This window comes from Paractinoplanes rishiriensis, from assembly GCF_016862375.1.
Lineage (GTDB): Bacteria > Actinomycetota > Actinomycetes > Mycobacteriales > Micromonosporaceae > Actinoplanes > Actinoplanes rishiriensis.
In genome coordinates this window covers 227,931-251,674 of record NZ_BOMV01000039.1, presented here as the reverse complement: position 1 = coordinate 251,674, position 23,744 = coordinate 227,931, and the positions used below count along the sequence as shown (strand labels likewise).

The following is a 23,744-nucleotide window of genomic DNA, read 5'->3' as shown; positions in this document are numbered from 1 at the left end:
TTCTCAACAGAGAGCGGTGCTCGCAAAGGAGAGCAGAGATGTCAAAGCACGTCGTCGTCGGATCCGGCCCGATCGGGACCGCCGTTGCCCACCTGCTCGCCGACCGTGGCGAGAGCGTCCGGATGATCACCCGCAGCGGCGGCGGCCCGGAGCACCCGCTGATCGAGCGGGTCGCCGCGGACGCCTCCGACGCGGGCCGGCTCACCGAGCTGACCGCGGGCGCCGCCGCCCTCTACAACTGCGCCAACCCGAAGTACACCGAGTGGGAGCGCCTCTGGTTCCCGATGAACGACGCGATGATCTCCGCGACCCGGGCGGCCGGCGCGGTCTACGTGATCACCGGCAACCTGTACGGGTACGGCCCGCAGCCCGGCGGCCGGATGACCGAGGATTCGCCGCCGGCCGCCGTGAGCCGCAAGGGCAAGGTGCGCAACAGGATGTGGCGGGACGCGCTCACCAGCGGCGTGCGCACGATCGAGGTCCGCGGCTCGGACTACATCGGCGCCGGCGCGGTCGGCGTCTTCTCGGCGGTGCTGCTCCCGGCGATCCGGAAGGGGCGCACCGCCTGGGCGCCCGGCGATCCCGGCCTGCCGCACAGCTTCACCTACACCGGCGACATGGCCCGCACGATGGTCGCACTGGCCGGCGACGAGCGCGCCCACGGCCGGGCCTGGCATGCGCCCACCCAGCCCGCGATCAGCATCCGTGAGCTGGCCGCCCGGTACGTGGCGCTGACCGGCGAGCGGCTGCCGCAGATCCGCCGGCTGCCCCGCTTCGTGATGCGGACCGCCGGCCTGGTCGTCCCGATGGCCCGCGAGATGGCCGAGATGGACTACCAGTTCTACGCGCCGTTCCACCTGGACAGCACCCGGACCGAGCAGACCTTCGGCCTGGCGCCCACCGACCTGGACGTGCCGTTGCGCGAGATCGCCGCGGAGGCCGAGGCGACGCTGGCCCGCCGGATGAACTGACCGTCAGAGCAGCAGGCCGACGCCGGCGCGGCGGGGATCGCCCGCGGCGCCGGCCTGGCCCACCGCCGTGACGCCGCCGAAGTAGTGGTTGAGGTCCGGCCACTGCTTGATCCGCCAGCCGGCCTGGTCCAGCGCCGCCAGTTCGGCGCGCGGGTAGCCGAACTCGGCGTGCACCGTGTCGTCGACCACGTGGAACCGCGGCCGGGCGATCGCCTCGGTCATGTCGAGGCCGTCGATCAGCACCCCGAGCAGCGTGTCGATCAGCGCGGTGCGGATCCGGGACGCACCCGCCGACCCGGCCGCCACCGCGAGCCGGCCGTCCGGGTCGATCACCACGAGCGGGCACATGTTCGACGACATCCGCCGGCCGGGCCGCATGTCGTCGGTGATCAGCTCGCCCTCCCCGAGCATCGAGTTGAGGTTGATGCCGAGCCCGGGCAGCCAGACCCCGGAGCCGAGCCCGAGCGTCGTGGTGATCACGCAGGCGTTGCCGTCCGGGTCCACCACCGAGATGTTGGTGGTGTCGCCGATCCGCTGCCGGCCCTGGTCGCGCAGCGCGGCCGCCACCCCCGGCGCCCGGTGCGGCCGGGTCAGGTCGGCCGGCAGCCCGCCGATCGTGTCGACCGTACGGTTCAGGTCGTGCCGGGCCCGCACCCGATATCCGCCCAGCTCGGCGTGGTCGACCGGGGTCTCGAGCACCCGGTACTCGGCGAGGTCCCGGGGCCCCAGCACGCCACCGGCCCGCCGTACCGTGTCGACCACGATCGGCGCGAAGTCCCCGGTGTAGAAGATCGACGGCCCGTTCAGCGCGAGGGCGTCCAGCGCCGTCGCAAGTCCCGGGTGGAACAGCAGGTCGCCACCAGCCAGCCGGCGCCCGTTCGGGGTGTAGACGGCCGCGCCCTCGCCCCACGCCAGCGCCGGTGCGCAGGCGTCCAGCGTGCGGGCGTGCGCCTCGGGGGTCGGCACGCCGGTCTTGGCCAGCGAGATGGCCGGCGACACCACCTCGGCCCAGGGCAGCCGTCCCCACCGCCGGTGCACCTCGCCGCAGCCGGCCGGCACCCCGGGCACCCCGACACTCGCCCCGCCGATCGAGTACACCTGCGGCAACCCGCCGAAGAACACGTCCACCGCGATCATCGGCCCGGCCCGGCAGTCGTCGTCGAGACCGGGCACCGCGGTGAAGAAGTCGAGGCAGGTGACCTCGCCGGTGGCGGCGTCGAAGTAGGTGGCGAAGCCGCCGCCGCCCAGCCCGGTGAAGATGGTCTCGGCCACGCAGCAGGCGAGCACGGCCGCCACCGCGGCGTCGCCCGCCGTGCCGCCGTCCCGCAGCACCTGGAGACCGGCGCGCGCGGTGGCCGGATGGCTCGCCGAAACTCCGGCGGGTATGCCTTTCATGCGGCGAAGCGTAGGCCCAGCAGCGTGATCGTCGTAGCATGCGCGTCCATGACAGCCGCCGGTCCCTCTCCCGACGTACGCCCGGCCGGCGTCCTGCCCCGTCGCGTGCTGGCGGGCTACTCGCTGGGTTCGCTGGTCACGGGCGCCTTCGGAACCGTGCCTGGTTTGCTCTTGCTGCCCTATCTGACGGATACGTTAGGTGTTGCGGCAGGTGTGGCGGGATTGTTGGTCTTGCTGCCGAAGGCGTGGGACGTCCTGGTGAATCCGGTCGCCGGCCGGATCTCCGACCGCCGCGGCGACCGCCGGCCGTTCCTGCTCGGCGCCGGCCTGGTGCTCAGCGTGCTGTTCGCGGCCATCTTCGCGGGCCCGGTCCGCAGTGGAGGCAGCGCGGCCGCGGCCGGTGGCTACGTCGCCTTCGCCTTCCTGGCGGCGGCCACCGCGTACGCCTTCTTCCAGGTCCCGTACGTCGCCATGCCGGCCGAACTGACCGACGGCTACGCCGAACGCACCCGGCTCATGACCTGGCGCGTCGCGGTCCTGGCGCTGGCTATCCTGATCTCCGGCGCCCTGGCGCCGCTGGTGGTCGAGCAGACCGGCGGCGGCCTGCCCGGTCACCGGTGGTCCGGCGTCTTCGTCGGCGCGCTCATCCTGGTCGGCACGCTCGGCGTCTATCTGGGCACCCGGAACGCCCCCACCCAGGCGGCCCGGGAGTCCGAGCCCGACCTGCGCTCCCAACTGCGGGTGGCCGCCGCCAACGGCCCGTTCCGCGCCCTGCTGCTCTGCTGGGTGATCCAGGCGGTGGGCATCGGCGCCATGCTGGCCGGCGTCCAGTACTTCGCCGAACACGTGGTCGGCGCTCGCTCCGGCGCCACCTTCCTGTTCGCCGCCTTCGTCGGACCGGCGCTACTGGTCATGCCGCTGTGGACCCGGGTCGGTCATCGCTACGGCAAGCCGCGTTCGCTGGTCGCTGCCTCGCTTCTCTTCGCGGCCGGCGCCCTTGCCCTGCTGGCCGCACCGGCCCTGCCCGCCTTCGCGACCTATCTCGTCGTCGCCCTGATCGGCTGCGGATACGCCGGTCAGCAGGTCTTCGCCATGGCCATGCTGCCGGACTGCATCGCCCACGACACCGCGCGCACCGGTCGTCGCCAGGCCGGCGTCTTCACCGGCGTGTGGACCGCGGGCGAGACCCTCGGCCTCGCCGTCGGCCCCGGGATCTACGCCCTGACCCTGCAACTGTTCGGTTATGTCTCGTCGTCCACCGGCGAGGCGGCCGTTCAGGACGACACCGCCCGGCTGGGTGTGCTGCTCGGTTTCACGGTGCTGCCGGCGTTGCTGGTCGGGACCGCGGTCCTGCTGTTGAGGGCCTATCGGGACGTAGCGCGTTAGTGTCGTCCACATGTTCGAAGCGCTGCCCGCGAAGGGTGTCCCGGGCGAGCAGATCCTGGCTGAGTTGCGGGCGCTGCGCGAGCACGATCTGCCGACGCACGGCGGCCGCCTCTTCGCCTACGTCTACGACCCGGCGCTCGACGGGCTGGACGATCTGGCGCACGCGGCGCACGCGATCTCGGCCTCGGTGAACGGGCTCGACCCGACCGCCTTCCCGTCCCTGCTGGCGATGGAGAACGCCCTGGTCGCGGCCGCCGCCGGGCTGCTCGGCGGCGGCCCGGAGACGGTCGGCAGCGTCACCGGCGGCGGCACCGAATCGCTGATCCTCGCGGTCAAGGCGGCCCGCGACAGCCGGCCCGACCTGCCGGCGCCGCGCATCGTGGTGCCGTCCACCGCCCATGCGGCGTTCGCCAAGGCCGCGCACTACCTGCGGGTCGCGCTCGACGTCGTCCCGGTGGGCGCCGACCTGCGTGCCGACCCGGCGGCCACCGCGCACGCGATCGGCGCCGACACCGTGCTGGTGGTGGGCTCCGCGCCGTCGTACGCGCACGGCGTGGTCGACCCCATCCCGCAGCTTTCCGCGGTCGCCGCCGAGCGTGGCGTGCGCTGCCACGTGGACGCCTGTTTCGGCGGCTGGATCCTGCCCTACCTGCGGCGGCTCGGCGCCGGCCTGCCCGCGTTCGACCTCGCCGTCCCGGGGGTCACCAGCATCTCGGTCGACCTGCACAAATATGCGTACGCGCCGAAGGGTGTCTCGGTCCTGCTGCACCGTGACGAGGCGCTGCGCCGGCCGCAGTACTTCGCGTATGCGGACTGGCCCGGCTACCCGATGGTCAACTCGGTGATCTCGTCGACCCGCTCGGGCGGGCCGATCGCCGCCGCGGCGGCCACGCTGCGCAGCATCGGCGACGCCGGCTATCTGCGGCTGGCCGAGCAGACCCGGGAGGCGGTGGTCACTCTGGCCGGCGCGGTGTCCGCCATTGAGGGGGTACGCCTCTTCGCGCCGCCCGAGACGAGCGTGGTGTGCCTGGCCTCGGACGGCGTCGACCTCTTCGTGCTGGCCGACGAGCTGGCCGCCCGGGGCTGGCACACCCAACCGCAGATGGCGTACGGCGACCTGCCCGCCACCATCCACCTGACCGTGACCGCCGCGGTGCAGCCCACCGCCGGTGCGTTCGCGGCCGACCTGGCCGACGCGGTGGCCGCCGCCCGGCAGCGCGGGCCGGTGCAGCTTCCCGCGGAACTGCTCGGCGCCGCCGCCGCGCTGACCCCGCAGCAGGTCACCCCCGACCTGGTCGCCGGCCTGGCCGCCGGCCTCGGCCTGGACGGCGCCGGCTTCGACCGGATGGCCGCGGTCAACACGCTGCTCGACGCCGCCCCGCCGGCGCTACGCGAGGCCCTGCTGACCGGCTTCCTGAGCATGCTCCAGCGCCCGGCCCCGGGCACCGGTCCGGCAGGGGAGTAGGTTGACCACGTGGCCGGTCTGCCAGGAGTGCTCGGGGAGCCCATCCGGTTCGTGCTGAACTGGGGGAGGCGCTATTCGCTCTGGGTGTTCAACTTCGGGCTGGCCTGCTGCGCGATCGAGTTCATCGCGTCCAGCATGAGCCGGCACGACTTCATGCGGCTCGGGGTGATCCCGTTCGCGCACGGTCCGCGGCAGGCCGACCTGATGGTCGTGTCCGGCACCGTGACCGACAAGATGGCACCGGCGATCAGACGGCTGTACGACCAGATGCCCGAACCCAAGTACGTGATCTCGTTCGGCTCCTGCTCGAACTGCGGCGGCCCGTACTGGGACTCCTACTCGGTGACCAAGGGCGTCGACCAGCTCATCCCGGTGGACGTCTATGTGCCGGGCTGCCCGCCGCGGCCCGAGGCGCTGCTGCACGGCATCCTGCGCCTCCAGGAAAAGATCGCGGCCGAGCAGGCCGGGGTCGGCGGCGTGGCCCGGCCCGACCCGCTGCGCCGCGATGTTTCCTCATTGACTGCACCGATGGTCACCCCGCCGGTGGCCGCCGCCGACTAATCTCCGCCATATGAGCGAACGGCCTCGCGCGGACTTCATCATCGACGTGCTCACCAGGGAATTCGGTGAGCCCATGGCCCAGGACCCGGCGGCGTTCCGGCGCAAGTTCCGCAAAATGGCGGCGTCCCCGTTCGCGTTCTACCGGGGCAGCGCGTCGCTCTTCTACGCCGACCTGACCAGCGCTTTCCGGGATGACAGCTTCCTCGACGAGCAGACCAGCCGAGTCTGGATCCACGGCGACCTGCACGCGGAAAATTTCGGGACGTACATGAACTCGTCCGGGGTTCTGGTGTTCAACGTCAACGACTTCGATGAGGCGTACGTCGGACCTTTCTCCTGGGATCTGAAGCGGTTCGCCGCGAGCGTGGCGCTGATCGGCTACCAGAAGGCCCTCTCCGACGACAACATCACCGCGCTGGTCACCGGGTTCGCGAAGTCCTACCTGACCGAACTGCGGGCCATCGCGGCCGGCGGTGACGACGCGATCGGCTCGATCACCCTGGACAACGCGGACGGCGTACTGCTGCGGGTTTTGCAGGAGGCCCGGCTCAACACCCGCGTCGACCTGCTCGCGACCCAGACCACCATCGACGACTTCGAGCGCCGGTTCTCGATGGGCGAGGGCGTCTACGAGGTCGACGAGGTGACCGCGGCGCTGGTGCAGGGCGCGTTCGCCGACTACCTCGGCACGCTGCCGGCGGCCTCGCGGCCGGTGGCCAACCACATCAAGGACATCAAGCTGCGCAAGGGCGTCGGCATCGGGTCGGCCGGCCTGCCGTCGTACAACCTCCTGCTCGAGGGACACACCCAGGCGCTCGAGAACGACGTGATCATCTACATGAAGCAGGCCCAGGTGCCGGCCGTGGCGCGCTGGATCGACGACGAGCGCGTCCGGTCGTACTTCAAACATCAGGGGCACCGCACCGCCGAATCGCAGCGGGCGCTGCAGGCGCACGCCGACTCGTGGCTCGGCTTCACCACGCTCAACGGGGTGGGCCAGCTGGTCGCCGAGGTCTCGCCGTACGCGGCCGACCTGGACTGGTCGGACGTCAACGAGCCCGAGGAGCTGACCGGCGTCATCACCGACCTGGGCCGGGCGGTGGCCCGGATGCACTCGGTGGCCGACGACGAATCGAGCCACGACCTGGTCGACTTCTCCACCGAGGAGGCGATCGTGGCGGCCGTGGACAAGGACGAGAACGGCTTCGTGCAGCACCTGGTCGAGTTCGCGCACCGGTACGGCGACCAGGCCCGGGAGGACCATCAGGAGTTCGTCGACCTGTTCCGCAACGGCCGCCTCCCGGGCATCTGACCGCTCACGCCCGATCCACCCGGACCCCGGCCGCCACCTGCCCGGTACCGACCTCATCCGCGGTCACCGTGACGTTCACCGCCGCGACGCCCGCGGCGGGGACGGTGAAGAACATCGAACTCGATCTCGGGTCCGGGTCGCATCCCAGCGTCCAGGTGCCGGCCGGCGTGGTCCGCTCCTCGTCCCCGGTCATCACCAGGTCGACGTTCAAGCGCACCTTGCCGGTGCCGGCGCAGCTGAGCGCCACCTGATACCGCCCTGGTGCCATCTCCTCGTGGCGCGCGTCCCAGGAGTCCGCCAGCGGGCCCGACGTGCTGAAGACCAGATCCTTGCCGGCCACCGCTTCCAGCGCGTCCTTTGCCGCGTCCTCGAGGCGTGCGGCGTCTGCGTCGGACAGCATGAACTGGTACGCGATCGCAGCATTGCCGGAGGCCAAGCCGTCCGGCACCACCCGCAGGCCGACCGGGCCGAGTGGTTCCGTGGCCGTGAAGGTGACGGTCACCGGCCGGATCGGTGCGGCGCAGGAAACCTCCACCGGCTGCGCATCCCCGATCGAGACCGTCATGGCGCCCTGCCCCGCGCACGCGACCTGCGCGGAGAACGTCCCGGCGATCACGTAGACGCCGACGTTGATGGGCTCCCAGCTCGTGCTGGTCAGCACGTTCCCCGGCCCGTCCCGGCGGTCCATACCGACCGCCCGCGAAGCCTCGTCGGCCCACGCCGCCAAGGCGGCGGCCGAGGCAGCCGGCCGAGCCTCGTCGGCGGTGGGTTCGTCGTGCCCTGCCGCGCCACCGAGTACCAAGCCCGTCGCCGCCACCACCAACGTCACCCCGGCGGCGGCCGAGGTCACGACCCGGCGCCGCCGGACCGTCCGCCGGGCCATCCCCACCCCCGGCGGCCGCACCTCGGCGATCACCTCGGTGCGCATCTCGGCGAAGAGCCTTTCAAGCTGGTCGGTCACAGCCCCTCCCCGGTGGTGTCGGTCAGATTCAGCTGGGTGTTCAGGGCCGCCCGCCCGCGGTGCAGCCAGGACTTCACGGTGCCCTCGGCCACCCCCTCGCGGTCGGCGATCTCGGCGAGCGGCAGGTCGGCCAGATAGTGCAGCACCACGGCCCGGCGCTGCTGCGCGGGCAGCTTGCCGAGCGCCGCCACCAGCGCCACCCGCTCCGGCGAAGGCCCGTCCACCTGTGGCTCGGCCGGCCGCTGCCGGCGCAGGTGCAGCAACGCGGTCCGGGCCCGGCGCCAGCGGCTCACCGCCAGGTTCCAGGCGACCCGGCGCACCCAGGCGACCGGATCGTCGTAGCGGGACACGGCCGACCACCGGGACAGCGCCCGGCAGAACGCCTCCTGCACCACGTCCTGCGCCTCCTGCCGGTCGCCGAAGTAGGCGAACAGCTGCACGGTCAGGTCGGCGTAGTGCGCCGCGTACACCTCGTCGAACGAGGGGCGTTGATCCGGCACGATGCTCGGTGTCTCCGGTTCGGCGGTGGTGGTCACGCCAACTACACGTCCGGGCCCGGCCGGGGGTTGCAGCGGCGGCTCGGATCATAGGATGGCCTCCATGAAGCCCGAAGAGGTCGGCGAGCGTCTGGTCGCCCTGCTGGCCGACGACACCGAAGGCGCCGAGCCCACGGTGTTCGCGAGCCTGTCCGGCGGCGGTCCCGGCCACGAGCGGGCGGTGATCGACGTGCCGGTGGCCCGCTGGTGGGAGGCGGTCGGCACGGCCAAGCACAACGGCGCCCTGGGCTGCGACTTCTTCGACTGGCTCTCCGCCGTCGACGAGTTGGAGGACGGCTTCTCGGTGGTCGCCCACCTCTACTCGAGCCGCCGCAAGCACGGCCTGCTGCTGCGCACCCGGGTGCCGCGCGCCGATCCGGTGGTCGAGTCGGTGGTCGAGCTCTTCCCCGGTGCCGCCTGGCACGAGCGGGAGACGCACGAGATGTTCGGCATCACCTTCGCCCGGCATCCCGACCTCCGGCCGCTGCTGCTGCCGCCCGGCTTCGAGGGTCATCCGCTGCGCAAGGAGTTCGTGCTGGCGTCCCGGGTGGCCAAGGCCTGGCCCGGGGCCAAAGAGCCGGGAGAATCCGAGGCTGGTACGGCGAAACGCGCGCCGATGCGCCCGCCCGGCGTTCCCGATCCCGCCGAGTGGGGTCCGCAGGCGCGCCGACCGGAGGCTGACTAGATGCCGCTCTGGCTGGATTTGACCGTACGGGTGCTCGCCGTGGTGGTCGGCTTCCTCGTCCTCCCGCTGATCGTCGGCCAGGCCGAACACAAGGTGATGGCGCACATGCAGGGCCGCCTGGGTCCGATGTACGCGGGCGCCTACCACGGCTGGGCCCAGCTGGTGGCCGACGGCGTGAAGTTCGTCCAGAAAGAGGACATCACCCCGCGGGACGCCGATCGCGGGGTCTTCCGGCTCGCCCCGATCGTCGCCCTCTTCCCGTACCTCCTCGTGCTTCTGGCCATCCCCCTCGGCCCCGGTGACCTGGTCGCCCAGCCGCTGGACGTCGGCCTGTTCTTCGTGCTGGCGGTGCTCGGAGTGGGCGTGCTCGCGGTGCTGATGTCCGCGTGGGCCTCGGCCAACAAGTACAGCCTGCTGGGCGGTCTGCGCGGCGCGGCCCAACTCCTCGGCTACGAACTCCCGCTGGTCCTGGCGGCGGCCAGCGTCGCCACCGCGGCCGGCACCCTGAGCCTGCCCGGCATCGTCGAGGCGTGGCAGCCGTGGTGGCTGCTCTGGCAGGCCCCCGCCGCCGTGGTCTTCTTCATCGCCGGCCTGGCCGAGATCCGCCGTCCCCCCTTCGACATGCCGATCGCCGACTCCGAGCTGGTCTTCGGCTACATGACCGAATACACCGGCCTGCGCTTCGCGTTCTTCCTACTGGCCGAATACGTCGGCATCATCGTGATCGCCGCCCTGACCACGGTCCTGTTCCTGGGCGGCTGGCACGGCCCGTTCGCCGACCAACTGGGCTGGCTCTGGACCCTGGCCAAGATCTTCGCCCTGTCCTTCGTGATCATCTGGTTCCGGGTGACCTTCCCACGCCTGCGCGAGGACCAGCTGCAACGCCTGTGCTGGCTGGTCCTGGTCCCGGTGGCCCTGCTCCAACTGGTCCTGACCGCCGCGGTGAAGGTCGTCTCGTGATCAGAGGTGCCGAGGCCGCAGCCGCGCGATCGGGATCCTGATCGGCCACGGCTCAAACGTGTCGATCTCCACCGCGAATGACCCGCCCGGCCGGTACATCTCACCGGCCGGATCGATTTGGTAGGTGTGCACCTCGAGACCGCCGTCCGTCTCGATCCGCCAGTAATGCGGAATGCCCGCGCTGGCAAAGAGCGCCGGCTTGGTGATGCGATCCATGCTGACCGAGGTCGGCGAGACGATTTCCACCGCGAGCACCACCTCGTGCGGCGCATAGTGCCGCGACCGGCGCTGCGCAGCCGCGTCGGTGGCGACCAGCACGTCGGGGATAAAGCCGCGACGCGCGTTGATCCGCACCTCGACGCCCTGGGTGACCTGGAACTCGGGCGGACAGGAGCCCTCCAGGGCGACCATCAGCCGTCCGGCGATTATCTGATGAACGTCGGTGGGGGAGGGGGACACGAGCAGTACTCCATCGAGCAACTCGCGGCGCACGCCGTCGTCAGGCAGGGCGTCAAGATCATCCACGGTCCAGCCGTCTGCGGGGGGTAGGTCGCTCATCGCAGCGGTCATGTCGAGGCCTCCGGAGCAGGGGTAGCGTTCCGTGCGGCCGACGTTACCGGAAGATCTGACGAGGGTGCCCTGCGTCCACAGCAGGCCTCCTGCCGGTGCTGGCTGTGGATATCTCGGGCAAGAACTCGCGGGGGTGTGCTCGCGTCGCAGCGGGTGACGGTGCAGGATATGCGTTTGTGAGTGACGACGGGGAGCGCGGCGCGCCCGGCAGTGGCCTGGTCAACGGCCTCGCCGTCACGCTCAAGACGATGACCAAGCGGTCGACCACCCGGCAGTACCCGGACGTCGAGCCCGATCTCCCGCCGCGCAGCCGCGGTGTGATCGCCCTGCTTGAGGAAAACTGCACGGTCTGCATGCTGTGCGCCCGCGAGTGCCCGGACTGGTGCATCTACATCGACTCGCACAAGGAAGAGGTCATCGTCCCCGGCGCGGCCCGGGCCCGGCAGCGCAACGTGCTCGACCGGTTCGACATCGACTTCTCACTGTGCATGTACTGCGGCATCTGCATCGAGGTGTGCCCGTTCGACGCGCTGCACTGGACCCCCGAGTTCGAGTACGCCGAACTCGACCTGCGCGACCTGCTGCACGAGAAGGACCGGCTGGGCGACTGGATGCGCACGGTGCCCCCGCCGCCGGCTCATGACGCCAAGGGCGAGCCCTCCAAGGAGGAGGCCACCGCGGCACGCAAGGCGGCAGGCCCGGGTGCGGCAACTGCCGCCAAAACCGCAAGGCCGGCCGTACGCCGCACAGCCCCGCCCGCCGAAAAGCCGGCGCCCACCGAGAAGCCAGAGCCCGCCGAGAAGCCGGCGCCCACCGAGAAGCCGGACCTGCCGGAGTCCGGGCAGTGACCGTCGCGGACGCGCTCATGCTGGCTCTCGGCGTGATCGCGGTCGGTTCCGGCGCCCTCGTGGTGACCAGTAACCACCTGGTCCGCGCCGGCTTCTACCTGGTGGTCAGCCTGGGCGCGGTCGCCGGCCTCTATCTGGTGCTGGGTGCCGAGATGGTGGCCTGGGTGCAGATCCTGGTCTACGTCGGCGCCGTCGTGGTGCTGCTGCTGTTCGCGGTGATGCTGACCCGCGCGCCGATCGGCCCGTCGCCCGACCTCGACCGCCCGGCCCTGCCGGCGGCCCTGATCGGTGGCGGTGTCGGCTTCGGACTGACCGCGCTGCTGGCCGACGCGTTCCAGTGGACCAGGTACGAACTGCCCCCGCCCAGCACCGCCCAGCGGGTCGGTGAGCAGGTCTTCGGCGCCTGGGTCCTCCCCTTCGAGGTGCTGTCGATCCTGCTGCTGTCGGCCCTGGTCGGCGCGATCGTGCTGTCCCGCCCCGACCTGGGCGCCCGCCGCGACCCCGCAGCCGCCGAGGAGGGTCCGGCTCCCGACCCGGTCGACGAGTCCGCCGAGGTGGTGGCCCGCCTGGAACGCATCGCCGCCCGCCAGGCCGCCGCCCAGGCCCGGGTCCGCCAGGCCCACGCCGAAAAACTGGCCGCCGAGGCCCGCGTCGCCGTCGAGGCGGGCGAACCGGCTCCCCCACCCGACCCGCTCAAGCAGAGCGCCCACGACGTCATCTTCGGCGCCCACCAGGCCCGGCCCCGGGTAGGTGAGTTGGACGAGCCCGCGCCGGCCACCGAGGATCCCCGGGTGATCGAAGGCACCAGCCGCCCGACCCCCACCGCGGAACGCCCGGCCGTCGCCGGCCGCGAGCCCGCCCGCAAGCTCCCCGGCCAGCCGGCAACCGGCCGCCGCGACCAGGACCAAACCGGCAAGCCGGCCATCGAGGGTCGTGATGCGGGCACCGCCGGCAAGCGGGCCATCGAGGGCCGTGACCAGGGCGCGGCCGGCAAGGCGGCGATCGAGGGCCGCGAGCCAGGCCGGCCGGCGTTGCCGAGCAAGCCCGCCGATGACGACGAGGGGACGGACGCCTGATGCATCCCGTCATCCCGTACGTGATCGCCGCCCTGCTCTTCGCTCTCGGCGTCTATGGAGTGCTGCGCCGCCGCAACGCCATCCTGGTGCTGATGGCGGTCGAGTTGATGCTCAACGCGGTCAACCTGATCCTGGTGGCCGCCGACTCCACCATCAAGGCCGGGCTGGTCGGCGTGCAGGTGGAGGCGTGGGCGCACCCCGTGCCCGAGCCGCGGGCCGGTGCCGTCTTCGCGCTGTTCGTGATCGTGCTGGCCGCCGCCGAGGTCGGGGTGGGCCTGGCCATCGTGCTGCAGTATTACCGGTTCCGTCGCGCGGTCGTGGTGGACGAGGTCGCGCTGGGCGGACATGACCACGAGACGACCGAGCGGGTGTCCGGATGACTGCCGTCGCGCTCATTTCGGGCGTACCCCTGCTGTTGGGTTTGATCGGCCTTTTGCTGCCGCCCGGTGACGGCACCGCACATGACGCTCCGCGACGGATTTCCGCCGCGCTCGGTATTGCCGGCGCCGCCGCCGCACTCGTGGTGACGCTGCTGCTGTTGCTCTCTGCGACCATGCCGATCGCGGTTGACCAACCCTGGGTGAACATCGGCGGCATCGAGGTCACGCTCGGTTTCTCCGCCGGTTACGCCGCCCTTTACGTCGCGCTCGCCGTCGCGGTGGTGGCCCTGTTCGTGCAGATCTACTCGGTGGCCTACCTGCACGACGACCGCCGCTATGCCCCCTACGCCGCACAGGTCAGTCTGTTCACCGGCGCCATGCTGCTGGTCGTCACGTCCGGTGACCTGATCGGGATGCTGGTCGGCTGGGAGGTGATGGGCGCCTGCTCGTACCTGCTGATCGGGCACGACCGCCGGCTGCCCGAGGCGCCGGCCGCCGCGGTCAAGGCGTTCGTGGTCACCCGGGTCGGCGACGTCGGCTTCCTGCTCGGCATCGCGCTGCTGATCGTGGAGACCGGTACCACCCGGATCGAGGACGTGCTCGCCCACGACTACTCGGCCGGCACACTCACCGCAGCGCTGCTGTTGTTACTCGCCGGAGTCGCCGGCAAGAGCGCGCAGTTCCCGCTGCACACCTGGCTACCCGACGCGATGGCCGGCCCCACCCCGATCTCGGCGCTCATCCACGCCGCCACCATGGTCGCGGCCGGCGTCTACGTGGTCTTCCGGCTCTATCCGCTCTACCAGCAGTCACCGGCCGCGCTGGCGGTGCTCGGCGTGGCCGCCGCGATCACCATTCTGATCGGCGCGCTGTCGGCCACCGCCCAGGACGATCTGAAACGCGTGCTGGCCTGGTCGACCGTCTCGCAGATCGGCTACATGACCGGGGCGCTGGCCGTCGGCTCACCGGCCGCCGCGCTGTTCCACCTGCTCACCCACGCCGCCTTCAAGGCCCTGCTGTTCCTCGCCGCCGGTGCCGTGATCCACGCGGTCGGCACCAACTACCTGTCCCGGATGGGCGGCCTCAGGGAGCACATGCCGATCACGTTCTGGTCGTTCGTGATCGGGCTGGGCGCGCTGGCCGGGGTGCCGCCGCTGGCCGGCTTCTGGTCCAAGGAGAACGTGCTGACCGCAGCCACTCACGCCACCGAGCCGGGCGGCGGACCCGCGCCGATCTGGGTGGGGTGGGTGGTCTGGCTCGCCGCGCTGCTCGCGGTCGGCATCACCGCCTGGTACGCGACCAGGCTGCTGCTCTGCGCGTTCTTCGGCGTCTCCCGCCAGCACGGTCCGGAGGGGCCGGACTGGGAGGTCGGGTTCGACGACGCCCGCTACGCCCGGCCGGCCACCCCGCACGACCCGCCGGCCCTGATGCGCTGGCCGATCCTGCTGCTCGCCATCCCGTCCGCGCTGCTCGGCCTGGCCGCCTGGGCACCCGGTTTCCGGCACGCGCTGGAGTTGGCGGAGCCGCACCTGAGCGTCGCCGTCGTGCTGCCGATGGTGCTGCTGGTCACCGGCGCGGGCGCCGCCTGGTGGCTGTGGCGGATGGTGCCCGGCGTCGACCCGGCCGCCGTGCTGGGCCCGGCCCGCCCGTTCCTGGCCGCCGGCTTCAAGCTGGACGCGGTGCAGGACCGGCTCGTGGTCCGCCCGGTGCGCGCGCTGGCCGGCCTCGCCAAGACCACCGACGAGCGGGTGGTCGACGCCGCCGTGGTCGGCGCCGGCACCACGACCACGGAGGTCGGCACGGTGATGGCCGCGCTGCACCGGATCGCCCTGCCCGGTGCCGTGGTCACGGTCTTTGCCGGCGCACTGCTGCTGGTCATCTGGTACGGAGCCGCCTCGTGACCCTCTACCAGGCCATGCTGGCCGCTACCCTGCTGCTCCCGGCGCTGGGTGCGGTCGTGATCGCGTTGCTGCCGGCCCGGCTCGACCGCGCCGCCCGGATCGCCGCCACCGGATTCGCCGCCGGCACGCTGGTGCCGATCGTGGTGCTGGCCTTCGCCCGCGACGCCGGGTGGATGTCGTACGAGGCCGGCACGCCCGCCGTACGCCCCTGGACCGAACTTGATCTGACCTGGGTGCCGGCCCTGCACCTCGACTTCCACCTGGGCGTGGACGGCGTCTCGTATCCGCTGGTCGCGCTCACCGGGCTGCTCACCCTGCTCTGCTGCGCGTACACCGTCTGGCATGTGCCGGAAGGCGGCACCGGCCGGACCCTGGCCGCCCTGCTGCTGGTGCTCGAAACCGGCATTCTGGGCACTTTCCTGGCCCTCGACCTGGTGCTGTTCTTCCTGTTCTTCGAGGTCGTCCTGCTGCCCATGTATGCGGTGATCGCGGGCTGGGGCGGCGAGGAGCGGCGACGGGCGGCCCGCAAGTTCGTCCTCTACACGCTGTTCGGCTCGGTCCTGCTGCTGCTCGGCGTGGTCACCGTCGCGGTCACCGCGGGCACCGCCGACCTGGTCACCCTCACCGGCGGCGCCGACCTGAGCCGCACCACCCAGTACGCGGCGTTCGGCCTGTTCGCGGTGGCGTTCGCGGTGAAGGCGCCGCTCTGGCCGCTGCACACGTGGCTGCCCGACGCGCACACCCAGGCTCCGACGGTCGGCTCGGTGATCCTGGCCGGGGTCCTGCTCAAGATGGGCACGTACGGGCTCATCCGGGTGGGCGTGGGAGTCGTGCCGCTCGGCGCCGCCTGGGCCGCACCCGCGCTGGGCATCCTGGCCGCGGCGGCGATCCTGGCCGGCGCACTGATCTGTCTGCGGCAGACCGAGTTGAAGCGGCTGATCGCGTACTCCAGCGTCGGCCACATGGGTTTCGTGCTGCTCGGCATCGCCACGCTGACCGCCACCGGGCTGCAGGCCGCGCTGATCGGCAACATCGCCCACGGTCTGATCACCGGCCTGCTGTTCTTCCTGGCCGGGGCCATCAAGGACCGCGCGCACACCGGCGAACTCACTGACCTGGGCGGCCTGCGGGAGACCGCGCCGCGCCTGGCCGCGCTGCTCGGCTTCGCCGCGATCGCCTCGCTCGGACTGCCCGGCCTGGCCGGGTTCTGGGGTGAGGCGTTCGCCGTGGTGGCGGCCGTCCAGCGCGGCGGCGGCCTGTGGCTGACGCTGGCCGTGATCGCGGCGATCGGCGGCGCGCTGACCGCCGCGTACTTCCTCCGGTTGTTGCGCAAGGTGACGCACGGACCCGCCACCGCCCCGGTGGCGCCCGGGATCACCGGCGCCGAGTGGTTCGCCTGGGCGCCGCTGGTCGCCCTCACCCTGGCCGTCGGCCTGGTGCCGGCCCTCGCCCTGGCCGCCACCGAGGGCCCGGTGGCGTCGCTGACCGGAGTCCTGCCATGACCATCGACCAGATTTCCCTGCTGCCGCTGTACGCCGCGGCCGGCACGGCGGTCCTGGTGCTGCTGATGGACCTGCTCGTGGCCCGGCGCGCGGCCACCTGCGCGACGCTGGCACTGGGCGGGCTGGCCACCGCGGTCTGCGCGCTGCTCGCCGGTTCCGGCCGCGAGCCCACGTTCTGTGCCGGCGACCTCTGCTCCTGGGTGTCCAGCCCGTTGGCCGTGGTCAGCGCCGTGGTGTTCGCGGCCCTCACGGTCGGCGTCCTCGGCCTGTCGATGCCGCTGCTCCGCCAGGAGATCGCGCCCGCCGGCGAGTTCTGCTTCCTGCTGGCCTGCTCGATGACCGGCGGCGTGGTGATCGGCTACAGCGCCGACCTGATCACCCTGATCGTCGGCCTCGAGACGCTGACCCTGCCGCTGTACGTCCTGGTCGGCCTGCGCCGCTTCGCTCCCGGCGAACGGGTCAGCACCGCGGGCGCCTCGGCCTCCATCACGTTCTTCCTGATCAGCGTCATCTCGACGGCGATCGCGCTGCTCGGCGCGGCCCTCAACTACGCGGCCACCGGCGCCCTGCACCTGGACCGCCTGATCGGTGGCCTGGGCCCGATGGGCCAGGTGGCCGACATCGGCGCCGCGCTGCTGGTGCTGGGCTTCGCGTTCAAGGTGGCCGCGGTGCCGCTGCACGCCTGGGCGCCGCCGACCTACGAGGGCGCCTCGCTGCCGGTCGCCGCGTACCTCTCCACCGCATCCAAGCTGGGTGGCGTGCTGGCGCTGGTCGCGGTGGTGTCCCGCCTCGACGTGGGCCCGATGGTGGCCGCCCTGGCCATCCTCACCATGACCCTCGGCAACCTGGTGGCGCTCCGGCAGACCCGCATGGTCCGGCTGCTGGCCTGGTCCTCCATCGCCCAGGCCGGCTACATCTTGGCGGCACTTGCGCTGGGCGAGGCAGGTGTACGCGCCGCGGCCGTCTACGCGGTCCTCTTCGTGGCCCTGGAGTTCATCGCCTTCGCCGCGGTGGTCGCGCTCCGCGAACCGGGCGCCGACGGCGGCGACCTCCGCGCCTACCGTGGCGCCGGCCGGCGCTCGCCGTGGGTCGCGGCCGTGCTGGTGCTGGCGTTCGCCGGCCTGGCCGGCCTGCCACCGGGCCTGGCCGGCCTGTTCGCCAAGGTCACCATCGTCGACGCCCTGATCGACCAGGGCTGGGGCTGGCTGGCCGGGATCGTGGCCCTGAACGCGGTGATCGGCCTGGCCTATTACATCCGGGCGACCGCCATCCTGTACGCGCACCCGCCCCGGCCCGGCATTCAGGTGGTCGACCCGGACCTGCTGGAGGCGGCCACCCACCCGAGGCTGCCGGTGTCCCGTCCGGTGGCTGCGGCGCTGTTCGGGGGAGCGGCGGTGGCGGTGGCGCTGGGCTTCGTCCCGCAGATCCTGTTCGACGCCCTCACCTGATCGGTCCGGTCCGCGCAACCCGATCGACGGTCGAGTGTGGACTTGGGGCGATCGAGGCGGCGCGCCCCGCGCGTTAGGTTGGGCACTCTCCGTCGAGACCCGTCCAGGAGTCCACTGTGGTCAGTAAGCGCCTGCGCAAGCTCAGCCGTCCCGTCGCACTGGTCGTTGCGGTCGGTTCCTTCGTGGTGATCGGCTCGGCCGTCGCGTCGGCGGCGATCATGCTGCGCGGCCGGGGTGAGCTGGTCGTCGAACCGCTCGAAACCGCGGGCCTCGAGGTCACCGGCGTGCGGCTGTCCGCGCCGCTGAGCCCGGGTGGCAGAGCGGATTTCGTCTTCACGGTGCGCAACCGCGGGACCATCCCGGCGGTCGCCGACCGGGTCACCGCGCTGCTGCCGCTGCGGGAGGCTCGGCCGGAGGGCTGCACGTCCAAGGTTGCCGGCCCGCTGCTGGCCCGCTCGGGGATGCGCCTGACCGGTGGGCAGCGCGTCTATCTGAATCCGGGCGATCAGCAGGAGGTCACGGTGCCGGATGCGGTGAGCCTGGCGGCGAGTTCGAAGACCGGTTGCGGCTTCCGGGTGACGGTCGAGGTGCAGGCCACCCAGGTTCCGCCGAGAGAGGTCCCGACCACCCCGCCCACCGTGGAGCCGACCACGCCGGTCCCGCCGACGACGGAGCCCACCGTGGGTCCGCCGACCAGCCCGCCGTCCACCACCAACCCGCCGCCGCCGACTCCGACCACCACTGGCGACTGCGACCCGGTGGATCCCACCTGTTCCTAGCCCCCCACTAGGCGGTTCTCCGGGCCCTCAACGCCCCGAGCGCCCGGCCAATGCACGACCGGATGGGGTCTCGACGGCGGCAACCGTCGAGGCCTCATTCGCGTCGGGTCAGCCCGAGCGCGCCACCCGCTCGGCCACGTCCTCGCGCAGGTCTTCGGGGAGTTCCTCGGCGTCGAGCAGCCGCGCCAGCGACTCCGGCTCGAACATGTAGATCCGGAACGCCTCGGCGATGGTCAACCCGTGCTGCGGCCGGTGCACGACCTCGATCGGGTCGCCGCCCCGCACCTCGCCGGCGGTCAAAATACGCAGGTAGGCGCCGGTGCGATTTTCCCGGGCGAACCGTTTGATCCAGCGCCGCTCCGCCATCCGGGCCTGGAACGTCATGCACGGGATGCGGCCGAATGTCGTCTGCAACTCGACGACGTCACCGACCCGCCAGATCTCACCGATCAGCGCGCCGTTGACGTCCACGCCCGCGGTGGTCAGGTTTTCCCCGAACAGCCCGCCGGGCAGCGTGCGATCGAGTTCCTTCTCCCACCAGTCGTAGTCCTCCCGGGCGTACGCGTAAACCGCCTGGTTGTCCCCGCCGTGATGCTTGGTGTCGCCGATCGGGTCGCCGACCAGCCCGCTGTGCAGGCCGGTCCGTTTCGGGCCGGGCGGACGCACCCGCACCGGATGGTCGACCGGACGCTTGTCGATGCCGGTCATGGTCAGCCCCTTGTCGGGGTTGACCCGGGGCACCCCCACGTTCACGGTAAGAACCCTGCCGTCGGTCATGACGAGAACTCCACCACCACTCGATCCTCGATGGGCCGGTAACCCAGTCTCTGGTACAGGGCGTTGCTGGTCGGGTTGGCCAGGTCGGTGACGAGCACCACATGTGCCGCGCCCAGATCGAGGGCTTGGCGGGTGACGACCGTGGTGGCGGCGCCGCCGTAACCGCGGGCGCGGTGGGCACGCGGGGTGTAGACGGTCTGCACCCGGACCATGCCGGACTCGACGCGCGACCGGATCGCCATCGCCACCGGCTCGCCGTCGACCTCCCAGAGAGTGATGCCGCCGTAGCCGAGGCGTTCGTCGACCAGCGGGCCGAAGCTGTCCGAGTGGCCCTCGCCGATCTCGTCGTGGAACTCGGCGTGCCAGCGCAGCAGCAGCTCACGGTCGTCGGCGGTGGCGGTGCGGGCCTGTCCCGCGGGCTCGGCCGGCGGGGTCAGCGTGTCCAGCCGGAACAGCCGGGTGCGCATCCTGACCTTCGCGTCGGCCCCGGTGCGTCGCCGGCGGCCCGCCACGAACACGTCCACGTCGCCGGCCAGCAGATTTGCCCCCGACAGCGGCCGGTCACCGAGTGCCTCCACCGCGGCGGGCACGGCCTCGGCGGGCAGGCTGCTGAACATCATCGGGTGCGGTGGTGTCTGCAGCAGCACCCCGCCGGTCCGGCCGTCCGGCGACCGCCATCGGCCGAAGATCGGATCGCCCGCACCGTACGCGTGCAACCCGCGGCGCCGCAGCGTGCCGACCAGCGTGAGCAACACGGTGTGCTGGACCGGACGGGACCGGAGGAATTCCCCCGCCGTCGTGGCGAACGCCTCGACATCCTCGGTCAGTTCCCAGGTCATGGGGTGATTTTCCGTGGGGCGGCCGGGGCGCGCACCCGATTAAAGGCCCCAGGCCTTGGCCAGCCGCAGCAGCGTGTCCTGCCGGGTGGCCGGGTCGTAAACGGTGCCGGCCAGCATCAACTCGTCGGCTCCGGTGCGCTCGACCAGCGCGTCGAGGCCGGCCACCACCTCGTCGGCGGTGCCCGCATACTGCGTGCCGGGGAGCTTGTCGAGCAGACCGCGGTCCAGATCGGACAGTTCGACTGTGGCCGCCTGCTCGGGCGAGACGATCGGGCCGAGCCGCCCGGTGCGCAGGCTGAGCGCCATGATCCGGCTGGGGCCGGCGAGGTACTGCGCTTCCTCGGTGGTGCCGGCCGCGATCACCGACGCGCTGACCATGACGTGCGGCCGGGCCAGGCGCGGCGACGGCTGGAAACCGGACCGGTAGAGGCGCAGCGCGTTGTCCACTTCGGAGCTGACCGCGAAGTGATACGCGTAACAGAACGGCAGTCCGAGCGCGGCCGCGACCTGCGCGCCGTACGTGGACGAGCCGAGCATCCACACCTCGGGATATGTCTCCGGGAACGGCGTGGCGCGCAGCCGGCCGGCGTCCGCTCGGGTGTCGCCGAGCAGTGCCAGCAGGGTTTGCAGGTGCTCGGGAAACTGCTCGACGGTCAGATAGGGCGACACCCCGCGCAAGGCCGCCGCGGTGGCCTGATCGGTGCCCGGCGCGCGCCCGATGCCCAGGTCGATGCGGTCCGGGTGCAGCGCCTCCAACAGCGCGAACTGCTCGGCGACCACGAACGGCATGTGGTTGGGCAGCATCACGCCGCCGGAACCGACCCGGATGGTGCGGGTCTGCGCCGCGACCGAGGCGATCAGGACCGGCGGCGAGGTGGCCGCCACGGCCGGCATGTTGTGGTGCTCGGCGACCCAGAATCGTGAGTAGCCCAACTCGTCGGCGGTCTTGGCGACATCGATGGTGCCGCGCAGGGCGTCGGCGCTGCTGTGCCCCTCGCGGACCGTGGCCAGGTCGAGCACGGAGAGCGGGACGCGGTTCGGGGCGCTCATGAAGTTGTCCGTTCTGCCGACTGCGTCAGGTGGTGCAAATCCGACCTTAGCGCGACCTGCGGGCCAAATTTTGAAGGCGGATCGCCTGCACCCCGACCGTCACCACGCCGAGCGCCACGCCCGGCACCAGCAGCCACACCGGCCACGGATAGACCGGGCCGGAAGTGGTGAACGCGACCAGCCCGTAGACCATCAGGTTGACCGCGGCCAGCGATCCCCAGATGATCCACAACACCACCATGGCGGTCGGCAGCCGGCGGGCCGCGCGTCGTTCCTCCTGCTGGCGGCGGGCGCGCACCTCGGCCGAACTGAGCCCGGGTTTCGGCAGGTCGGAGACGATCACCAGCAGTTCCTGGTACGTCTTTGCGGCGTACGCGAGACCGACGCGTTCGTCGTACTCGTGAAGGGAAAGGCGGCCCTCCTCGAGCGCGTCTTTCAACTGGTCGGCGACCTTTTGCCGATCGGCGTCGGCAGCCCGGAGCGACTCGATCTCGGTCCGTATTTCTTTCCCCATCGGACGCTCCTCTGCCCCACCCCGCTGGTCCGGCCAGGCTATCCGAGGGGGACCGGGGGCGGGCAGGGGGAAAATCCCTGAACTACTGGTGGTGGTGATAGTGGTGGGCGACCGCGTGCCCCTTGCCCCGGGCGATCATCCAGCGGTTCACCGGGACGGTCACCACGAACGCGACGGCCAGCGCGACGGCCAGGCTGCCCCAGAACAGCAGCGAGGTCACGCCCGCGTCCATGGCACCCGGGATGGCCAGCAGGATCGCGTTGTCGACGAGCTCCATCACCGCGATCGAGACGGTGTCGGCGGCCAGCGCGACGCCGACTGCCTGCCGGAAGCCGATGCCCGCCTTGAGCACAGGGCGCATCGCCAGCGCGTACCCGAACAGGAATGCCAGCGCGATCGCCAGCAGGATGCTGGCCGCGTCATGCCAGCCCAGGGCGGTGCTGATCACCATGCCGAGCACCTCGCCGATGGCGCACCCGGTGAGGCAGTGCAGCGTCGCTGAGACAGCGGTGCGGGTCAAAGTGTCCATGCAGGCAGCATACCCCTAGGGGGTATAGCGTCAATGGGTGAGAGCCTGCCGCAATCGATCTGTGGCCCGCTGGTCGGCCCGGGCGATCGACCCGCTCGGCACCGCGGCCACCAGCGCCGCCACCGCCAGCACCCCGGAGGCGAAGACGAACGCCCAGGGCAGCCCGCCCGGCTGGTCGACGATCACGCCGGCCAGCGCCCCGCCGGCCGCGCTGCCCGCCACCGACACGGTCACCACCCAGGTGTAGGCCTCGTTCAGCATCGCGGCCGGCGCGATCCGGCCCACCAGGTTGTTCTCCACGGTGAGCGCCGGTGCGATGGTCGCGCCGCCGAGCACCAGCGCCAGGCCCAGATAGAGCGGACCGGGCATGAATGCCAGCACCAGGAAACTGGCCGACACCGCCGCCAGCAGCCAGGCGAACTGTCGCGGCAACGCCATCGCCGGCCGCCGCGTGCCGAAGTAGATGCCGCCGATCGCGCTGCCCACACCCCAGACGCCGAGCAGGACGCCGCCCAGACCGTCGCCGCCGCCGTGCCGGCCCGCGTACGCCGGAATGATGACGCCCGCCGCGCCGAAAGCGACTCCCAGCGCCACCACGCAGAGCAGCAGGGCGGGGAAACCGCCCGCCCGCAGCGGGCCGAGCCCGCGAGCACCGTGCTCCGCCTCGGGCCGGTGCCGCCGGCGCATGATCGGCAGCCGCGCGATCCAGGAGGTGCCCAGGAACGTCGCGACCGCGGCGCCGAGCAGCGCGGCCGCCGGCCCGTGCGTCACCACCACGAACGCCGCGACCAGCATCGGACCCAGCACGAAGACCAGTTCGAAGAGTGAGGTCTCGGCCGCCATCGCGGCGCCGCGCAGATGGTGCCGCCCGGTGCCGGGGCCGGTCATGTCGGTCCAGGCCCGCCGGATCGCCGCGCTCAGTGGCGGGTAGGTGGCACCGGCCAGCGCCGACGTCACGAAGATCCAGGTGAGCGCCGCCTCGCCACGGCGGCTGGTCAGGACCAAACCGACAAGAGCAAGAGGATGCAGTACGGCGGTGGCGAGCAGAATCGGAGCCGGGCCGATCCGGTCGGCGAGCCGGCCCGCGACCGGGCTGAGGGCGGCGCCGGCCAGCGCGTAGACGCCACCGGCCAGGCCGGCCGCCGAATATCGCCCGGTGGTCTGCTGGACGAGGAGCAGCAGCGCGAGCGGGGTCATCCCGATCCCGAGCCGGGCCAGGACGCCGACGCTGAGCAGCACCCGCCCACCCGGGAGCCGCCACACGCTGAGATATTGCCGCAACGCCGCCATGTAACGACC

The 23,744-nt window shown here is 71.9% G+C and carries 23 protein-coding genes and 1 pseudogene; 14 read left to right on the top strand and 10 right to left on the bottom strand.

Annotation, left to right across the window (positions count from 1 at the left end; genetic code table 11):
* The first annotated feature begins 38 nt into the window (after window positions 1-38).
* On the top strand, window positions 39-971 hold the full coding sequence (locus Ari01nite_RS18170; RefSeq protein WP_203782424.1) for an NAD-dependent epimerase/dehydratase family protein: 933 nt from the start codon (window positions 39-41) through the stop codon (window positions 969-971).
* A gap of 3 nt (window positions 972-974) precedes the next feature.
* Here Ari01nite_RS18170 and Ari01nite_RS18165 read toward each other — a convergent pair whose 3' ends face one another.
* Window positions 975-2,366 carry a gamma-glutamyltransferase gene (locus tag Ari01nite_RS18165; RefSeq protein WP_203782423.1) on the bottom strand — a complete coding sequence of 464 codons (1,392 nt, stop codon included), beginning with the start codon at window positions 2,364-2,366 and terminating at the stop codon, window positions 975-977.
* A gap of 48 nt (window positions 2,367-2,414) precedes the next feature.
* Here Ari01nite_RS18165 and Ari01nite_RS18160 point away from each other — a divergent pair, with 48 nt between their 5' ends.
* Genes Ari01nite_RS18160 through Ari01nite_RS18145 form a run of 4 tightly spaced genes read left to right on the top strand, consistent with a single transcriptional unit; the run spans window position 2,415 to window position 7,090 of the window.
* Complete coding sequence (locus Ari01nite_RS18160; protein ID WP_203782422.1) at window positions 2,415-3,752, top strand: MFS transporter; 1,338 nt, start codon at window positions 2,415-2,417, stop codon at window positions 3,750-3,752.
* A gap of 10 nt (window positions 3,753-3,762) precedes the next feature.
* Window positions 3,763-5,217, top strand: coding sequence for a pyridoxal phosphate-dependent decarboxylase family protein (locus Ari01nite_RS18155; protein ID WP_203782421.1), 1,455 nt, complete (start codon window positions 3,763-3,765; stop codon window positions 5,215-5,217).
* Window positions 5,218-5,226: 9 nt separating this feature from the next.
* The gene (locus tag Ari01nite_RS18150) at window positions 5,227-5,778 is read left to right on the top strand and encodes an NADH-quinone oxidoreductase subunit B (RefSeq protein WP_275410856.1); all 552 of its coding nucleotides are present in this window, start codon (window positions 5,227-5,229) and stop codon (window positions 5,776-5,778) included.
* Between the two features lie 10 nt (window positions 5,779-5,788).
* On the top strand, window positions 5,789-7,090 hold the full coding sequence (locus Ari01nite_RS18145) for a DUF2252 domain-containing protein (RefSeq protein ID WP_203782420.1): 1,302 nt from the start codon (window positions 5,789-5,791) through the stop codon (window positions 7,088-7,090).
* Between the two features lie 4 nt (window positions 7,091-7,094).
* Here Ari01nite_RS18145 and Ari01nite_RS18140 read toward each other — a convergent pair whose 3' ends face one another.
* Window positions 7,095-8,051 (bottom strand): hypothetical protein, encoded by a 957-nt coding sequence (locus Ari01nite_RS18140; protein WP_203782419.1) that lies wholly within the window; start codon window positions 8,049-8,051, stop codon window positions 7,095-7,097.
* On the bottom strand, window positions 8,048-8,587 hold the full coding sequence (locus tag Ari01nite_RS18135; protein WP_239162824.1) for a SigE family RNA polymerase sigma factor: 540 nt from the start codon (window positions 8,585-8,587) through the stop codon (window positions 8,048-8,050). The genes Ari01nite_RS18140 and Ari01nite_RS18135 overlap by 4 nt, the downstream gene beginning before the upstream one ends.
* 64 nt (window positions 8,588-8,651) lie before the next feature.
* Here Ari01nite_RS18135 and Ari01nite_RS18130 point away from each other — a divergent pair, with 64 nt between their 5' ends.
* Window positions 8,652-9,272, top strand: a complete 621-nt coding sequence (locus tag Ari01nite_RS18130; protein WP_203782418.1) for an NADH-quinone oxidoreductase subunit C — start codon at window positions 8,652-8,654, stop codon at window positions 9,270-9,272.
* The gene (locus tag Ari01nite_RS18125) at window positions 9,273-10,232 is read left to right on the top strand and encodes a complex I subunit 1/NuoH family protein (RefSeq protein WP_203782417.1); all 960 of its coding nucleotides are present in this window, start codon (window positions 9,273-9,275) and stop codon (window positions 10,230-10,232) included. It abuts the gene before it with no gap.
* Here Ari01nite_RS18125 and Ari01nite_RS18120 read toward each other — a convergent pair whose 3' ends face one another.
* Window positions 10,233-10,802 (bottom strand): Uma2 family endonuclease, encoded by a 570-nt coding sequence (locus tag Ari01nite_RS18120; protein ID WP_203782416.1) that lies wholly within the window; start codon window positions 10,800-10,802, stop codon window positions 10,233-10,235.
* Window positions 10,803-10,978: 176 nt separating this feature from the next.
* Here Ari01nite_RS18120 and Ari01nite_RS18115 point away from each other — a divergent pair, with 176 nt between their 5' ends.
* The 7 genes and pseudogenes from Ari01nite_RS18115 (at window position 10,979) to Ari01nite_RS18085 (ending at window position 18,736) form a co-directional block, all read left to right on the top strand.
* Complete coding sequence (locus tag Ari01nite_RS18115) at window positions 10,979-11,650, top strand: NuoI/complex I 23 kDa subunit family protein (RefSeq protein WP_203782415.1); 672 nt, start codon at window positions 10,979-10,981, stop codon at window positions 11,648-11,650.
* Window positions 11,647-12,204 (top strand): annotated as a pseudogene (locus Ari01nite_RS18110) (NADH-quinone oxidoreductase subunit J family protein); the annotation flags it as partial. The gene Ari01nite_RS18115 and the pseudogene Ari01nite_RS18110, both read left to right, overlap by 4 nt.
* Window positions 12,205-12,725: 521 nt before the next feature.
* Window positions 12,726-13,106, top strand: coding sequence for an NADH-quinone oxidoreductase subunit NuoK (gene nuoK, locus Ari01nite_RS18105; RefSeq protein ID WP_203782414.1), 381 nt, complete (start codon window positions 12,726-12,728; stop codon window positions 13,104-13,106).
* Window positions 13,103-15,007 carry an NADH-quinone oxidoreductase subunit 5 family protein gene (locus Ari01nite_RS18100; RefSeq protein ID WP_203782413.1) on the top strand — a complete coding sequence of 635 codons (1,905 nt, stop codon included), beginning with the start codon at window positions 13,103-13,105 and terminating at the stop codon, window positions 15,005-15,007. Before nuoK ends, Ari01nite_RS18100 begins: the two co-directional genes overlap by 4 nt.
* A 14-nt stretch (window positions 15,008-15,021) precedes the next feature.
* Window positions 15,022-16,509, top strand: a complete 1,488-nt coding sequence (locus Ari01nite_RS18095; RefSeq protein ID WP_203782453.1) for a complex I subunit 4 family protein — start codon at window positions 15,022-15,024, stop codon at window positions 16,507-16,509.
* Window positions 16,506-17,957: an NADH-quinone oxidoreductase subunit N gene (locus tag Ari01nite_RS18090; RefSeq protein WP_203782412.1), complete on the top strand. Its 1,452-nt coding sequence runs from the start codon at window positions 16,506-16,508 to the stop codon at window positions 17,955-17,957. The genes Ari01nite_RS18095 and Ari01nite_RS18090 overlap by 4 nt, the downstream gene beginning before the upstream one ends.
* 116 nt (window positions 17,958-18,073) lie before the next feature.
* On the top strand, window positions 18,074-18,736 hold the full coding sequence (locus tag Ari01nite_RS18085) for a hypothetical protein (RefSeq protein WP_203782411.1): 663 nt from the start codon (window positions 18,074-18,076) through the stop codon (window positions 18,734-18,736).
* 108 nt (window positions 18,737-18,844) lie between these two features.
* On the opposite strand, the gene Ari01nite_RS18080 is transcribed toward Ari01nite_RS18085, so the two are convergent.
* From Ari01nite_RS18080 to Ari01nite_RS18055, 6 genes are all read right to left on the bottom strand, one after another.
* Window positions 18,845-19,513, bottom strand: coding sequence for an MOSC domain-containing protein (locus Ari01nite_RS18080; RefSeq protein ID WP_203782410.1), 669 nt, complete (start codon window positions 19,511-19,513; stop codon window positions 18,845-18,847).
* Window positions 19,510-20,352, bottom strand: a complete 843-nt coding sequence (locus Ari01nite_RS18075; protein ID WP_203782409.1) for a GNAT family N-acetyltransferase — start codon at window positions 20,350-20,352, stop codon at window positions 19,510-19,512. The genes Ari01nite_RS18080 and Ari01nite_RS18075 overlap by 4 nt, the downstream gene beginning before the upstream one ends.
* 39 nt (window positions 20,353-20,391) lie before the next feature.
* Window positions 20,392-21,402: an LLM class flavin-dependent oxidoreductase gene (locus Ari01nite_RS18070; RefSeq protein WP_203782408.1), complete on the bottom strand. Its 1,011-nt coding sequence runs from the start codon at window positions 21,400-21,402 to the stop codon at window positions 20,392-20,394.
* Between the two features lie 46 nt (window positions 21,403-21,448).
* Window positions 21,449-21,916 (bottom strand): DUF1707 SHOCT-like domain-containing protein, encoded by a 468-nt coding sequence (locus tag Ari01nite_RS18065; RefSeq protein ID WP_203782407.1) that lies wholly within the window; start codon window positions 21,914-21,916, stop codon window positions 21,449-21,451.
* A gap of 82 nt (window positions 21,917-21,998) precedes the next feature.
* Window positions 21,999-22,445, bottom strand: coding sequence for a DUF4396 domain-containing protein (locus tag Ari01nite_RS18060; protein ID WP_203782406.1), 447 nt, complete (start codon window positions 22,443-22,445; stop codon window positions 21,999-22,001).
* A 30-nt stretch (window positions 22,446-22,475) separates the two neighbouring features.
* Window positions 22,476-23,735 (bottom strand): MFS transporter, encoded by a 1,260-nt coding sequence (locus tag Ari01nite_RS18055; protein ID WP_203782405.1) that lies wholly within the window; start codon window positions 23,733-23,735, stop codon window positions 22,476-22,478.
* Window positions 23,736-23,744 lie beyond the last annotated feature (9 nt).